Genomic DNA, 14,865 nt, shown 5'->3' with positions numbered 1-14,865 from the left:
GGCACGGAGGCCGGGTGGACGCGCCGGGCCCTGACGAGCCACGGCGGCGTGATCGCTGTCGCCGACGCCGCGTCCCTCAACACGGCGTCACCGCAAGACTACGTCGCCCGGTCGGCGTGCCGTCAAGGCCGCCTGCCGTTGCCAGGAGCTGCGCGGCGTCCGACGGGCGGGACGGTGGTTGACGCGAACGTATGACCGCTGCTCAACTGTGCGATGTGAGTATCGAGCAGCCTCTGGTCATTCGGGGCCACATCGACTTCGGTCGGGTGTGGTCCGCAGCGTGTTGTCGCTGACCCCGTCCTGCTGACTCGGTAGCGGGCCGCTCGTTCGGCCCTTCCCTCCTTCGCGCCCCTGTGCCGTGGGCCGGACTCCTCCACGCGTTGCCGCTGCCGCGCATCCGCTGCTGTCGCCTGCCTCCTTTGCCTTGCTTGCCTCCCGTTTCCGTGGCCTGACCCTGCCCGCCTTACCGGTGCGCGGCCGGTCGGCCACGGTGTCACCCATGCCCGCGGAAAGGCCGCGCCTTGCCTGCAACCATCGTTGAGCCACGCCCTCAAGCACCCGTTCACGCCCTGAACTTCGCGGTGCGAGCCGGGCCGCTGCCCTTCCGACGAGCGTGGAACGTCCCCGTCGTACTGCTGCTCAGCCTCGTCGCCCTGATCGCGTTGAGCGGGTGTGCGTCCAACCCGTCCGGCGCGTCCGGCGGCCCCAACTCGGCTGCTGCGGGCGGGACGAGCGCCGACCTGGTCTCCTCGGTGCGGAAGGTGGACGCGGCGGCCGCGCTGCTTCCCGCCGCCGTCCGCGCCTCGGGGGAGATCACCGTGGCGACCGCGATCGGCGGCCCGCCGAGCGCCTCCTATCCCGACGGTGCGAGCAGCACCCCCGTGGGGCAGGACATCGACATCACCGACGCGGTCGCGGCGGTGCTGGGCCTGCGGGTGAACCGGCAGATCGCCGCCTTCGAGACGATCCTGCCGGGGCTGAGCTCGGGCAAGTACCAACTCGGCGTGGGCAACTTCGGGGTGACGACCGAGCGGCTGAAGACCGTCGACTTCGTCACCTACATCGACGACGGCCAGGGCTTCGCCGTCCGTGCCGGGAGCCCGATCAAGCAGATCAGCTCGCTCCGGCAGCTGTGCGGACTGACCGTCGGCACGGGAGCCGGGACGACCTTCGAGGCGACGCTGGAGCAGAACGCGCACGTCTGCACGGACGCGGGGCAGCCCGCGTACCGGGTGCAGGTCTACTCGGACGGTGGGGCGCTGCAACTCGGCCTGCAGCAGGGCCGGTTCGACGTGCTGATGTCGACCATCAACGGCCTGCGCTACCAGGAGAAGCAGACCGGCGGCGCGGTGCACTACCTCGGCCCGTTCCACCGGCTGGACGTCGGCTTCGTCTTCCCCAAGGGCTCGCCGCTGACCCGCGCCTTTCAGGCCGCCGTCCAGCACCTGATCGCGGACGGGACCTACCGGAAGATCCTCGCCGCCTGGGGCACGACCGACTCCGCGATCACCACCTCGCAGATCGACCCGCCCGAGTCGGCGGGCTGAGTCGGCCGGCTGAGTCGCTGCACCGCTGAGTCACCGCATCCTTCACCCCCTCACGGAGTTCCCATGAGCATCACCACCTCCGACATCGCCGCCCCGCCACCGACGCCACCGACGCCACCGACACCGCCGCCGACGGCGGTCGTCGCCCCGGACCGCAGAGCCCAGCAGCCGCGGATCGTGCCGCTGCGCCACCCCGCCCGTTGGGTCGGCGTCGCCGTTGCGCTGGTCCTGCTGGCGCAGTTGGCGCACGCGTTGGTCACCAACCCCGGCCTGGACTGGCCGACCTTCCGGGCCTACCTCTTCGATCCCAGCGTGCTCCAAGGTGTCTGGCTCACGCTCCAGTTGACCGTCCTGTCGGCGCTGGCCGGATTCGCGCTCGGGCTGGTGCTCGCGCTGATGCGGCTGTCCCGCAGCCCACTGCTGCGCGTGGTCGCCTACGGCTACGTCTGGTTGGTCCGGTCGGTGCCGCTGCTGGTCCAGGTGCTCTTCTGGTTCAACCTCTCCTACCTCTACCAACGCATCCAGATCGGCGTGCCGTTCGGGCCGGGGTTCTTCTCGATCACGACCAACAGCCTGGTCAGCGCGATGGGCGCGGCCGTGCTGGCACTCGCCGTGAACGAGGCCGCCTTCGCGGCGGAGATCGTCCGGGCGGGCGTCCTCTCCGTGGACGCGGGGCAGTTGGAGGCAGCCGCCGCGCTCGGCCTGCCACGCGGACGCCAACTGCGCCGGATCGTTCTGCTGCAGGCGATGCGCACCATCGCTCCCGCGGCGGCGAACCAGCTGATCGCGCTGTTCAAGAACACCTCGATCGTCTCGGTGATGGCGATCATGGAGCTCTTCTACACGGTCCAGGTGATCTACGGCCGTACCTCGCGGGTGGTCCCCATGTTGCTGGTGGCCACGGCCTGGTACGTGGCGTTGACCACCGTGCTCTCGCTCTTCCAGTACGCCGTCGAGCGACGCTTCGCCCGCGGAGCCGGACACGACGGCAGACGCGACGGGGGAGCCACCCGACGGCGACCCGCCCATCCGCTGCGGCGACTGCGCGCCGCATTCGACGACCTCCGCGCCCGCGCGGCCGAAGGGAGCCTGCGATGAGCAGCACCACAGAAGTCATCGCGACAGCAGTCAGTACGACGGAGGCCAGGGTCGACACCCCGCCCGTCGTCGTGGACGTGCGCGGGCTGCGCAAGTCCTTCGGCAGTCACGAGGTGCTGCGCGGCGTCGACCTTCAGGTCCGGGCCGGTGAGGTCACCGTCGTGCTCGGGCCCTCCGGTTCGGGCAAGTCGACGCTGCTGCGCAGCATCAACCATCTGGAGAAGGTCGACGCCGGCTACGTCCGCATCGACGACGAGCTGATCGGCTACCGGCAGGTCGGCGACCGTCTGCACGAGCTGCGGGAACGCGACGTGCTGCGCCAGCGGGCCCGGATCGGCTTCGTGTTCCAGCAGTTCAACCTCTTCCCGCACCTGACCGTGGTGGAGAACCTGGTCGAGGCGCCCGTCTCCGTGCTCGGGCGGCCCCGCGACGAGGCCCGCGAGCTCGCGCTGGCGCTGCTGGACCGCGTCGGGCTGCGGGAGAAGGCGGACGCCTACCCCCGTCGGCTCTCCGGCGGTCAGCAGCAGCGGGTCGCCATCGCCCGCGCGCTGGCGCTGGAGCCGAAGGTGCTGCTCTTCGACGAGCCCACCTCCGCGCTCGACCCGGAGCTGGTCGGCGAGGTGCTCGACGTCGTCAAGGACCTGGCCCGCAGCGGTACCACGATGATCGTCGTCACCCACGAGATCGGCTTCGCCCGCGAGGTGGCCGACATCGTCGTCTTCATGGACGGCGGCCAGATCCTCGAACAGGGCCCACCCGCCGAGGTCCTGGACGATCCGCAACACCCGCGCACCCAGGCGTTCCTGTCCAAGGTGCTCTGAGTCTCCCCAAGTTCCTTCCCCCTGCATTCCGTCTCGCAGAAAGTCCGAACACCATGCGTCCCTTCCGTACCGCTGCCGCCGTCACCGTCCTGGCCACCGCGCTCACCCTCACCGCGTGCGGTGCCTCCGGGACGAGCGCCGGGGGCGCAGGCCAGCAGTCCGTGACCGAGGCGAACGGGGTCAGCTTCAACCTGACGGCAAATCAGCATCGTTACACCGCGCCCGAGGATCCGAAGCTCGCGGCCGAAGTCCCGGCCGCGATCCGGGCCAGAGGGACGCTGGAGGTCGTCGACTCCGCCCAGGGGGCCGCGCCGCTCAGCTTCTTCGCCACCGACAACCGGACCGTGATCGGCGTCGAGCCCGACCTCGCCTCCGCCGTCGCCGACGTCCTCGGCCTCAAGGTGCAGTTCCACCCGGTGGACTGGGCGCAGATCTTCGTCGGCCTGGACAGCGGGAAGTACGACGTCGGCTTCTCCAACATCACCGACACCGAACTGCGCAAGCAGAAGTACGACTTCGCCACCTACCGCAAGGACAACATCGCCTTCGAGGCCCGCAAGGGCACCACCTGGCGGATCAACGGTCCGAAGGACGTCGCGGGGAAGACCATCGCGGTCAGCTCGGGGACGACGCAGGAGAAGATCCTGCTGGACTGGAGCCACCAGGACGTGGCAGCCGGGCTCAAGCCGGTGGACGTGAAGTACTACAGCACCGACTCCGACACCTACCTGGCACTCCAGTCCGGCCGGATCGACGCCTACCTCGGCCCCAACCCGACCGCGCAGTACCACGCGGCGGTCTCGGGACAGACCGAGGTCGTCGGCGTCGTCTCGGGCGCGGGTGAGGCGCTGCAGGGCCTGATCGGCGCGACGACCAAGAAGGACAGCGGGCTGGTCACGCCGCTGGCCGACGCGATCGACGAGCTGATCGCGGACGGCACCTACGGCAAGATCCTGGTCCGCTGGGGCCTGACCAGCGAGGCTCTCACCTCGTCCCGGATCAACCCGCCGGGGCTGCCGCTGAGCAACTCGTAACGGCCCGAGGGCATGCAGAAGGGGCGCGGTGCCAGGCACCACGCCCCTTCTGCACACCCCTCGACGTCAGGACGCGACCCGCCGCCGCTCCGCGCCGCCCTGGCCCGGCAGGTCAAGGCCGAGGTGGTCGCGGAGCGTCGTCCCCTCGTACTCCGTCCGGTGCACGCCCCGCTCCTGCAGCAGCGGCACCACGGTGTCCGCGAACTCGTCCAGGCCCCCCGGAACCAGGTGCGGCACGAGGATGAAGCCGTCGCTCGCGTCGGCCTGCACCAACTCGTTGATCTGCTCGGCCACCGAGGCGGGGGAGCCGACGAAGTTCTGCCGGCCGGTGGTCTCGATGACGAACTCGCGGATCGACCACTGCCGCGCCGCCGCCCGCTCGCGCCACTCCGTGGCCGTGGCCACCGGATCGCGGAACATCCGTACGCTGGCCCGGCCCTGGGCGACCGTGTGCTCGCCGACCTTCGGGTCGATCTCGGGCAGCGGACCGTCCGGGTCGTAGCCGGACAGGTCGCGGTTCCACACCTGCTCCAGGAACCGCAGCGCGGTCTGCCCGCTGACCTGCTGACGCCGGACCTCCCTGGCCCGCTCGCGCGCCTCGGCGTCCGTCGCGCCCAGCACGAAGGTGGCGGCGGGCAGGATCAGCAGCTCGTCGCGGGAGCGGCCGTAGCGGGCCAGCCGCCCCTTGACGTCGGCGTAGAAGGCGCGGCCCTCCTCCAGCGTGCCGTGGCGGCTGAAGATGGCGTCGGCGTCGGCCGCGGCGAACTCGCGTCCCTCCTCGGAGTCCCCGGCCTGGAACACCACCGGCCGCCCTTGCGGGCTGCGCGGCACGTTGAACCGGCCGTGGATGTCGAAGTGCGGGTCGCGGTGCTCGAACGCGCCCGCGCGCGCGTCGTTGAGGAACCGCCCGGTGGCGGGGTCGGCGGCGACGGCGTCGGGGTCCCAGGAGTCGAACAGCTCCTGCGCGGTGTGCAGGAAGGAGCGGGCCCGCGCGTAGCGGTCGGACTGGGCCAGGAAGCCGCCGCGCCGGAAGTTCTCGCCGGTGAACGCGTCCCACGAGGTGACGACGTTCCAGGCCGCGCGGCCTTCGGAGAGGTGGTCAAGCGTGGCGAACTGCCGGGCCACCTCGTAGGGCTCGTTGAAGGTCGAGTTGATGGTCCCGGTCAGCCCGAGCCGCTCGGTGACGGCGGCGAGGGCGGCCAGCACGGTGAAGGTGTCCGGACGGCCGACGACGTCGAGGTCGTAGATCTTCCCGTGCTGCTCGCGCAGGCGCAGTCCCTCGGCGAGGAAGAGGAAGTCGAACCGCGCGCGCTCGGCGGTCCGGGCGAAGTGGACGAAGGACTCGAACGCGATCTGGCTGCCTGCTGCGGGGTCGCTCCACACGGTGGTGTTGTTGACGCCGGGGAAGTGCGCGGCGAGATGGACCTGCTTGAGTGGCTTGCTCATGGGTGACGGTTCCTCAGGTCTGGTGCGGTGAAGGTCCTCGGTCGGTCGACTGCGCGGAGCGGTCCGCTCACGACCCCGACAGGGCATAGCGGTTGACGGGCCGCGCCAGCCCGAACCGGGCGCGCAGCGATCCCTCGTCGTAGCCGCGCCGGTAGACCCCGCGACGCTGGAGCTCGGGCACCAGCCCGTCGACGATGGCGGGCAGGTCGTGGGCCAGGACGCCGGGGTGGAGGCGGAAGCCGCTCAGTCCGGCGTGCTGCCAGGCGAGCAGCAGGTCGGCGAGGTCCGCCGGGGTCCCGGCGAAGACCTCTGCCGTGCCGCGGCCGCTGCCGGGCGCGCCGTAGCCGAAGCCGTACCCGTCGATGTCGGCACCGAGGCCGCCCGCCGCCTCGTCCAGCCGGGAGAGGCGTTCCACGGCGGCGGCGTGCGAGTCGTCCAGATAGACCGTCAGATCAGCCAGCACGTGCAGGGGTTCGTCGCCCCGCCCGGCCTGCTGCTGCGCGGAGCGCACGCCCGCGACGGCAGTTGCCGCCTCCGCGTCGCTGTGCGGGGCGACGAAGGCGAGGTCGGCGGCGCGGCCCGCCAGCGTCCAGCCCTCCGCGCCGTGCGCGGGGATCGCGACCAGGGGCTGTCCCTGCGGCGGCCGGGGCGTGATCGACGGGCCGCGGACGCTGAAGTGCCGGCCCTCGAAGTCGATGTAGTGGAGCTTCTCGCGGTCCACGAAGCGGCCGGTGGCGGCGTCGCGGATCTCCGCGTCGTCCTCCCAGCTGTCCCAGAGACGGCGGACTGCCTCGACGTAGTCGGCCGCCTCGTCCAGCAGGTCGGGCAGCGTCTCGCCCGGCGCGGGATCGGTGAGGCTGCGTCGCCCGAAGTGGTCGGCGACGTCCGGGCGCGGCGACACGGTGACCTGGAGACCGGCACGCCCGGCGCTGATGTAGTCCAGCGTGGCCACGGCCTTGGAGAGGTGGAACGGCTCGGTGTGGGTGGCGACGGCGGTCGGCAGCAGGCCGATCCGCCGGGTCAGCGGCGCGACGCGGGCGGCGAGGAGCCCGGCGTCCAGTCGGCCGCGCACGCGGTCCGTCCGCTCGTCCGGCCGGTCGGGCAGGGAGGACTGCATGCCCAGGCCGTCCTCGAAGGTCACCAGGTCGAGCAGGCCGCGCTCGGCCTCGGCGACCTGGTCGGCCCAGTAGCGGGCGGTGAAGAGCTCGTCGGGGCGGGCGCCGGGCTCGCGCCAGGCGGCAGGGTGTGCGCCCGCGTCGGCAAGGGCTACGGCGAGGTGCAGATGCGGTCGCGGGTGGGACTTTCCGGAGGTCACGGAACTGCCTTTCGGGCGGTGGGAGAAGAAAACTGAGGGAACGTCAGGCGGCGCGCAGCGCCCGGCCCGTGGGGAGCGCTCCGATGAACTCGTCGACCGCACGACGCAGCCGCTGCTCCGACTCGGGGTCGAGGAGCACGCCGTGGGGCTGTGAGGTGTCGATCGACCGGTCCAGCAGGAAGCAGCCGCTGACCACGTGACGTGCCGTCAGCGCGGCCAGGACCGGCCGGAGCGCGTAGTCGATGCTGAGCACATGGGCGACCGTGCCGCCGGTCGCCAGCGGCAGCACGGTCTTGCCCGCCAGTCCGTCCTGCGGCAGCAGGTCGAGGAAGGCCTTCAACAGCCCGGTGTAGGCGGACTTGTAGACGGGTGTGGCCACCACGACCCCGTCGGCGCGCTCCACTTCGGCGAGGGCCCGGCGCACCTCGGGATGGTCCGTCTCGGCCGCGAGCAGCGCGTCCGGCGGCAGTGAGCGGAGGTCGAGATGGTGGACGTCGAAGCCGGTCAGCGAGAGCTGCTGCGCCAGATGCTCACCGACGAGCGCGGTGCGGGAGGAGGCGGAGGGGCTGCCGGACAGGACGAGCAGAGCGGACATGGATGGTCTCCAGAACAGGCCGGGGCCCGGCTGCGGACGGAGCGACGCTGCGACCGTCAGGGCAGGCGGGGCCGGGGCGGGAAGGAAAGACAGGGCGGGCCGGACAGGCGCTCCGTCGACGCCCTGCGGGCGTCAGCCCGTGCCGACGTCGGAACGCGCACACGGTCAGGGCGTCAGGGCGTCATCACGTCAGGACGTCAGAACGTCGATCGGGGAGAACCGAAGCGGCGGAGCGGCAGTCCGGAAGAGCCGGGCGCGGCGGAATCAGCGGCCGGCGGCACAGATGGCACTGGCCTGGCGTCGCAGATCGACGTGCAGGCGGGCGCAGAGAACCTCGGACTGGCTCACGTCTGGAAGCCTCTCAGTCAGGAGCATTTCCGTCAATGACTCATATCCGGACGGAGACTGACGGCCGGCGGGCCGCCTGCGGCGCGTCAGCCGTTCGGGAGGATGACCGCGCGGCCGGTGATCTTGCCCTCGTGCAGGCGCTTGTAGGCAAGCGGCGCCTCGTCCATGCTGTAGGTCTCGACATGGACGTCCACCGCGCCCGCCCGGGCCAGGTCGAGGACCTCGATCAGCTCGGAACGCGACCCCCAGTACGGCGCGCGGACCGCCGCGTCGTACGGCAGGACGCCGAAGCCGACCGGCAGCGCGCCGCCGCCGATGCCGACGATGGTCACGTCGCCCTCGACAGCGACCATCGCCCCGGCGGTCTTGACCGTCGGCGGCGCGCCGACGAAGTCGAAGACCGCCTCCGCGCCGATGCCGCCGGTCAGCGCCCGGACCGCGTCGGGCGCGCGCTCGTCGCTGAGCACCGTCTCGTGCGCGCCGACCTGCCGGGCCAGGGCCAGCTTCTCCTCGCTCACGTCCAGTGCCACCACGTGCGCGGCCGTCATCGCCCGCAGCAGCTGGATCGCCACGTGCCCGAGCCCGCCGGTGCCGATGACCACGGCGGTGCTGCCCGGGACGAGCTTGGGCAGCGACTCCTTGATCGCGTGGTACGGCGTGAGCCCGGCGTCCGTCAGCGGGACGGTCCTGACCGGGTCCAGATCGCCCAGCGGGACCAGATGACGTGCGCTGTCGACGAGCAGGTACTCGGCGATGGCCCCGGGCGCGCCCAGACCCGGCGGCCGGATGCCGAGCTCGGCCGCGCGCAGGCAGTAGTTCTCCTTGCCCTCCGCGCACTTCACACAGATGCCGCAACCCCACGGACCGTAGACGGCCACGGACTCGCCGACCGACACGCCGCTTGCGCCCTCGCCGAGCGCGGCGACCGTCCCCGCACCCTCGTGACCGAGCGTGAGCGGCAGCTCGAAGGGCAGCGCCTCGGCGGGCCAGCTCATCACGGCGATGTCGGAGTGGCAGACGCCCGCGGCCGTCACCTTCACCAGCACCTGCCCCGGACCCGGCTCCGGATCGGGGACGGTGACGACCTCCGGTGCTGCGCCGATGCTGCGGTACTGGAGCGCTTTCATCCGGCTGCCTTCCTCACGCGTCGCGGGCACGTCGCCTTCCACTACACACCCGCTCGCCGCGCCCGCGCACCCCGGCCGCCCGTGCCGGTACTACTTCCAGTCGAAGCGGTACGCGCGGTAGGTGTTCACCCCTGCCGGGAACTCGGCGTTGAAGAGCAGCTTCCCGCTCGGACCGAACTCCGACACGTACGGCAGCGAGCCCCAGCCGACGGCGAGGTCACCGTTGCGCAGCGTCTGCGCGTTGCCCTGGGACGAGGCGCTGAGCCCCTCCGGCTGCGCAACCGAGCGGACCAGCGTGGCGGTGTGCGTGCGCAGGTCCAGCTTGACGGTGTCGACGCGGCTGTAGGGGAGCTCGGAGAGCGCGCCGCTGCCGGTGTTGGCGATGCCCGCCGACTCGTTGTCGAAGTAGGTGTAGAGCCCGTTGCCGAGCGGCTCCGGGTCGTGTTGCCAGGCGAAGAGCGTCTGCGCGGTGTTGAGGCTCTGGCCGTGTGCGGCGGTCAGCTTGAACGAGCTGTCCTTGCCGCCCAGCCGCCAGCGGACCGCGCCCGTGGTGCGGGAGACGTCGTAGGTCGTCCAGGTGTTGCGCGCGTCGACGAGCAGGCTGCCGTCGGTGTCCACCTTGACCGCGTTGACGTGGAACCAGTCCCACGGCGTGGCGGCCGAGGCGGGCCGGGGCTGCTCGCTCTGCGCGTAGGGGACGTGCTTGGCGGCGTCCCACTGGAAGACGACCTTGCCGGTGCGGATGTCGATCTCCTGGACCACGCCGTCGATGACCTTCTGGTCCGCCGGGCCGCCGATCGCGCGCAGGTCGGCGGTGGTCTCCTTGTAGGCGAGGATCAGCGCGGTGCCGCGTGAGGTGATCAGGAACTCGTGGCCGTCGGCGGAGTAGCCGTTCCCGGCTCGGACCTCGGCGACCTTCTGGTAGCGGTCGTTGTAGATGTAGTCCACGCCCTGGGTGAGCCCGCCGAGTCCGGTGCCCTGCCACCAGGTCAGCACCGGACGCCCCCGGTAGCTCTGCTTGCGGAAGTCCGCCGCCTCCTGGCCGGTCGGCACGGTGTGGGACCAGACGACCCTGCGGCCGTCGGGGCTGAGGATCTCCACGCCGCTGGCGTACGCGGGGTTGGCGGAGGAGGGCGCGACAAAGAGGTCGTCGCCGCCCGTGCCGGGCTTGTCGGTCAGCACCTTGAGCGGCGGCAGCGGCAGTGCGTGCCCGGCGGAGCCGCTGGTGCCGGTGGCGGCCGAGGCGGACACGGGCAGGAGGGCGGCGGCGACCGCTGCGGTGGCAGCGGCCAGGATGCTGGCATTCCGACGCTTCTTGGGCATGGGAGACATGGGAGACCTCGTCCTGTGGGCGGGCAGACGTGAGTGAACGCCGCGGCAGGGTGGACGGCACAGCGTCCGTGCGGCGGTGGGGAAGTGATCAGTGGTCAGCGGCGGCTGCGGAGCAGCGGCCGGACATGGGGTCGCGTGCGGTGCTCAGCAGGCGCGACAGGCAGCGGAACAGACCCGCAGGAGGTCGATGTGACCCCGCGTGGTCAAGGCGATTCGTCGCTGCTGCATGGCCGGAAGCTAGCACGCGGGGGAGCGGCCGGGCCAACTTCCGTCCGGATCTTGAGAGCAGTGTTGCGGGCACGTTGCGGCGTGTTCCGCCGGTCTTTCCGCCGGTCTTCCGTCGATCTTTGAGGCGATCTTTCAGGCGGGTGGCTGCGGGCGCGGCGGGGTCGCCCCGCATACTGTTCGGGTGGACGAGAACACGCTGGTCCAGGGACGGTACCGACTGCTGCGGCGGATCGGCCGAGGGGGAATGGGGGAGGTCTGGAAGGCGGAGGACGAGTTCCTCGGACGGCAGGTCGCCGTGAAGTGCCTGATGCCGGAGACGGCCGGACGACGCGGGGGAGCGTCGGACGAGCTGGTCAAGGAGCGTTTCCGGCGTGAGGCGCGTCTGGCCGCGCAGTTGCAGCACCCCGGGATCACCGTGGTGCACGACTTCGGCGAGTGGTCCGGCATCCTCTTCCTCGTCATGGAGCTGCTCCACGGCGAGGACCTCGGCGCGCTGTTGAACGCCGCGCGGGGCCGTCGGCTGCGGCCGGTCGAGGCGATCGGCATAGGCCGTCAGATCGCCACCGCGCTCGCGTACACCCACGAACGCGGTGTGATCCATCGCGACCTCAAGCCGGCCAACCTGATCCGCACGGTCGACGGGACCGTCAAGATCTGCGACTTCGGCATCGCTCGGCTCGGCACCGACCTGGGCTTCACCGCCCGCATGGGCGGCAGTTCCTTCGCCATCGGCACGCCGTTCTACATGTCGCCTGAGCAGATCGAGGGCACCGCCGTCGACGAGCGCAGCGACCTCTACTCGTTCGGCTGTCTGCTGTACGAACTGCTGCTCGGCCACCCGCCGTTCCACACCGGCGATCCGCTGGTCATCCTGCTGGACCACCGCGACGCTCCGGTGCCGCCGCCGCGCGCGGAGCGGCCGGAGATCCCCGAGGCGTTGGAGCGCCTGGTGCTCGACCTGTTGGCCAAGGACCCCGCCGACCGTCCCACCGACGCCCGGCAGGTGCTGGCCCGCCTGGACGCGGCGGCCGAGGCCGCGCCGGGGGCGCGCGGCGTGCTGCCCGACTGGGCGAGGGGCATCGGTCCGGTGCCGGTCTCGCTGGTCCGTGTCGTGCCTGAGCCCCCGGCCGTGGCCGCGCTGACGCGACGCTGGCGGCCCTGACAGCGCTGGCGGTGGCGCCGCATCAGCACCCCGTCGTCAGCTCGATTTATCTGACGCTGCGTCAGAAAATCTCTTCCGCTCTCTCGCGCCGTGCGCCATGCTGCCCCCACCAGGGTGACGCCGGATGCGAGGGAGAGCGCCGATGAGGACCCCACTCAGCGAACAACTCGGCATCGAGCACGCCGTCTTCGGCTTCACGCCGTTCCCCGCCGTGGCCGCCGCGATCACCCGGGCCGGAGGGCTCGGCGTGCTCGGAGCGGTCCGGTACGGCGAGGCCGAGGCGCTGGCCAAGGACCTCGACTGGATGGACGCCCAGTGCGGCGGACTGCCCTACGGCGTCGACGTGGTGATGCCCGCCAAGAAGGTCGAGGGCGTCACCGTCGAGCAGGTCGAGGCGATGATCCCGGAGGGCCACCGCGCCTTCGTCCGCGAGCAGTTGGCCCGGCACGGTGTCCCAGAGCTGCCGGAGGGGCAGCGCGGCGGCTGGCGGATCACCGGGTGGATGGAGGAGGTCGCCCGGTCGCACGTCGACGTCGCCCTGGAGCACCCGATCAAGCTGCTCGCCAGCGCGCTCGGCTCGCCGCCACCGGACGTGATCCAACGTGCCCACGAGGCAGGCGTGTTGGTCGCCGCTCTGGCAGGCAGTGCCCGGCATGCCGAGCGGCATGCCGCAGCCGGGATCGACATCGTCGTCGCCCAGGGGCACGAGGCGGGCGGGCACACCGGCGAGATCGGCACGATGGTGCTGGTCCCCGAAATCGCCGCCGCCGTCGACCCGTTGCCGGTACTGGCCGCCGGAGGCATCGGCACGGGCCCGCAGGTCGCCGCCGGTCTGGCGCTGGGCGCGCAGGGAGTGTGGCTCGGCTCGGTCTGGCTGACCGTCGCCGAGTCGGAAATGACCTCTCCGGTGCTGCGGCGGAAGCTGCTCGCGGCAGGCAGCGGCGACACCGTCCGCTCCCGCTCCCTGACCGGCAAGCCCGCGCGCCAGCTGCGCACGGAGTGGACCGAGGTGTGGGACGGCGCGGAGAGTCCCGGCACGCTGCCGATGCCGCTCCAAGGTCTGCTGGTCGCCGACGCGTTGAGCCGGATCCAGACCTACGAGACGCCCGAGCTGATCGGCACGCCCGTCGGCCAGATCGTCGGCCAGATGAACGAGGTACGGCCGGTCGCGGCCGTCATGGACGAGCTGACGCGCGGCTTCGAGCAGGCCGTCGCCCGGCTGAACCACATCGCCCGGAAAGGGGAGCAGGGATGACCGAGGCCAACGCGGGCCCCAACGGCTTCTGGGCGCAGGCCGCAGCCGACCCGGAGCGGGTCGTGATGCACGCGCCCGACGGCACGGCCTGGACCGCCGGACGCCTGCTGGCAGCGGCCAACCGGCTGGTCCACGGCCTGCGCGAGGCGGGCCTGGGCGTCGGCGACGCCTTCGCCGTCGTACTGCCCAACGGCGTCGAGCTGTTCACCGCCTACCTGGCCGCCTCGCAGGCCGGCTTCTACCTGGTCCCGGTCAACCACCATCTGGTCGGTCCGGAGATCGCCTGGATCGTCTCCGACAGCGGCGCCAAGGTGCTGATCGCGCACGAGCGCTTCGCCGAGGCTGCGACCGGCGCGGCCGACGAGGCGGGCCTGCCGAAGGAGCGTCGCTACGCCGTCGGCGACCTGTCCGGATTCCGGCCCTACGACGACCTGTTGGACGGTCAGAGCGCGGAGACGCCGGTCGATCGCACCACCGGCTGGGTGATGAACTACACCTCCGGCACCACAGGACGCCCGCGCGGCATCCGCCGCCCGCTGATCGGCCGGCCGCCGGAGCAGACGCCGCTCGGCGGGTTCCTCGGCATCTTCGGCATCCGGCCCGGCGACGGCAACGTGCACCTGGTCTGCTCGCCGCTCTACCACACCGCCGTGCTCCAGTTCGCCGCCGCGTCCCTGCACCTGGGCCACGAGGTGGTGCTGATGGACCGTTGGACGCCGGAGGACATGCTGCGCCTGATCGACCGTCACCGGGTCACCCACACACACATGGTGCCGACCCAGTTCCACCGCCTGCTCGCGCTCCCGGCGGAGACCAGGGCGCGCTACGACGTCTCCTCGATGCGCCACGCCATCCACGGCGCCGCGCCCTGCCCGGACCACGTGAAACGGTCGATGATCGAGTGGTGGGGCGAGTGCGTCGAGGAGTACTACGCGGCCAGCGAGGGCGGCGGCACCTACGCCACCGCCGCCGAGTGGCTCGCCCGTCCGGGAACGGTCGGCAAGGCGTGGCCGATCAGCGAGATCGCCGTCCTCGACGACGCGGGCGAGCCGGTGCCGTCCGGTGAACTGGGCACCGTCTACCTCAAGATGAACACCGGCGGCTTCGCGTACCACAAGGACGAGGCGAAGACGCGGGCCAACCGGGTCGGCGACTTCTTCACCGTGGGCGACCTGGGCCTGCTGGACGCCGACGGTTACCTCTTCCTGCGCGACCGCAAGATCGACATGATCATCTCCGGCGGCGTCAACATCTACCCCGCCGAGATCGAGTCCGCGCTGCTCCAGCACCCCGCCGTCGCCGACGCGGCGGCCTTCGGCATCCCGCACGACGACTGGGGCGAGGAGGTCAAGGCCGTCGTCGAACCCGCCGTCGGCCACGAACCGGGGGAGGAGCTCGCGGCGGACATCCTGGCGCACTGCGAACGGGTGCTGGCGAAGTACAAGCGCCCCCGCTCCGTCGACTTCGTCGCCGAACTGCCGCGCGACCCCAACGGCAAGCTCTACAAGCGCCGCCTCCGCGACCCGTACTGGGAGGGCCGCACCCGCCAGGTCTGAC

General features: G+C 71.6%; 12 protein-coding genes. 7 read left to right on the top strand and 5 right to left on the bottom strand.

Annotated elements, in window-relative coordinates:
- Positions 1 to 581 precede the first annotated feature (581 nt).
- The 4 genes from I2501_RS18250 to I2501_RS18235 all read left to right on the top strand — a co-directional run bounded on the left by I2501_RS18250 (position 582) and on the right by I2501_RS18235 (position 4,500).
- Positions 582 to 1,547 carry an ABC transporter substrate-binding protein gene (locus I2501_RS18250; protein ID WP_328806443.1) on the top strand — a complete coding sequence of 322 codons (966 nt, stop codon included), beginning with the start codon at positions 582 to 584 and terminating at the stop codon, positions 1,545 to 1,547.
- A gap of 63 nt (positions 1,548 to 1,610) precedes the next feature.
- Complete coding sequence (locus I2501_RS18245) at positions 1,611 to 2,645, top strand: amino acid ABC transporter permease (protein ID WP_196195151.1); 1,035 nt, start codon at positions 1,611 to 1,613, stop codon at positions 2,643 to 2,645.
- On the top strand, positions 2,642 to 3,466 hold the full coding sequence (locus I2501_RS18240) for an amino acid ABC transporter ATP-binding protein (protein WP_196195150.1): 825 nt from the start codon (positions 2,642 to 2,644) through the stop codon (positions 3,464 to 3,466). Before I2501_RS18245 ends, I2501_RS18240 begins: the two co-directional genes overlap by 4 nt.
- Positions 3,467 to 3,519: 53 nt before the next feature.
- Positions 3,520 to 4,500 (top strand): ABC transporter substrate-binding protein, encoded by a 981-nt coding sequence (locus tag I2501_RS18235; RefSeq protein ID WP_196195149.1) that lies wholly within the window; start codon positions 3,520 to 3,522, stop codon positions 4,498 to 4,500.
- Positions 4,501 to 4,566: 66 nt separating this feature from the next.
- On the opposite strand, the gene I2501_RS18230 is transcribed toward I2501_RS18235, so the two are convergent.
- From I2501_RS18230 to I2501_RS18210, 5 genes are all read right to left on the bottom strand, one after another.
- Complete coding sequence (locus tag I2501_RS18230) at positions 4,567 to 5,946, bottom strand: NtaA/DmoA family FMN-dependent monooxygenase (protein ID WP_196195148.1); 1,380 nt, start codon at positions 5,944 to 5,946, stop codon at positions 4,567 to 4,569.
- 67 nt (positions 5,947 to 6,013) lie between these two features.
- Positions 6,014 to 7,261, bottom strand: coding sequence for an LLM class flavin-dependent oxidoreductase (locus tag I2501_RS18225; protein WP_196195147.1), 1,248 nt, complete (start codon positions 7,259 to 7,261; stop codon positions 6,014 to 6,016).
- A 43-nt stretch (positions 7,262 to 7,304) separates the two neighbouring features.
- Positions 7,305 to 7,856 (bottom strand): NADPH-dependent FMN reductase, encoded by a 552-nt coding sequence (ssuE, locus tag I2501_RS18220; RefSeq protein ID WP_196195146.1) that lies wholly within the window; start codon positions 7,854 to 7,856, stop codon positions 7,305 to 7,307.
- Positions 7,857 to 8,290: 434 nt separating this feature from the next.
- A complete protein-coding gene (locus I2501_RS18215) occupies positions 8,291 to 9,331 on the bottom strand; it encodes an NAD(P)-dependent alcohol dehydrogenase (protein ID WP_196195145.1) in 1,041 nt (346 codons plus the stop codon).
- Positions 9,332 to 9,421: 90 nt separating this feature from the next.
- A complete protein-coding gene (locus I2501_RS18210) occupies positions 9,422 to 10,654 on the bottom strand; it encodes an arylsulfotransferase family protein (RefSeq protein ID WP_196195144.1) in 1,233 nt (410 codons plus the stop codon).
- A 418-nt stretch (positions 10,655 to 11,072) separates the two neighbouring features.
- On the opposite strand from I2501_RS18210, the gene I2501_RS18205 reads away from it, so the two are divergent.
- From I2501_RS18205 to I2501_RS18195, 3 genes are all read left to right on the top strand, one after another.
- Positions 11,073 to 12,053 carry a serine/threonine-protein kinase gene (locus tag I2501_RS18205; protein WP_196195143.1) on the top strand — a complete coding sequence of 327 codons (981 nt, stop codon included), beginning with the start codon at positions 11,073 to 11,075 and terminating at the stop codon, positions 12,051 to 12,053.
- Positions 12,054 to 12,195: 142 nt separating this feature from the next.
- Positions 12,196 to 13,308: an NAD(P)H-dependent flavin oxidoreductase gene (locus I2501_RS18200; protein ID WP_196195142.1), complete on the top strand. Its 1,113-nt coding sequence runs from the start codon at positions 12,196 to 12,198 to the stop codon at positions 13,306 to 13,308.
- A complete protein-coding gene (locus I2501_RS18195) occupies positions 13,305 to 14,864 on the top strand; it encodes an acyl-CoA synthetase (protein WP_196195141.1) in 1,560 nt (519 codons plus the stop codon). Before I2501_RS18200 ends, I2501_RS18195 begins: the two co-directional genes overlap by 4 nt.
- Position 14,865 lies beyond the last annotated feature (1 nt).

It is taken from the genome of Streptacidiphilus fuscans (genome assembly GCF_015690355.1).
Taxonomy (GTDB): Bacteria; Actinomycetota; Actinomycetes; order Streptomycetales; family Streptomycetaceae; genus Streptacidiphilus; species Streptacidiphilus fuscans.
The sequence above is the reverse complement of the archived record's forward strand: the minus strand, read 5'-3'. Positions and strand labels throughout refer to the sequence as shown.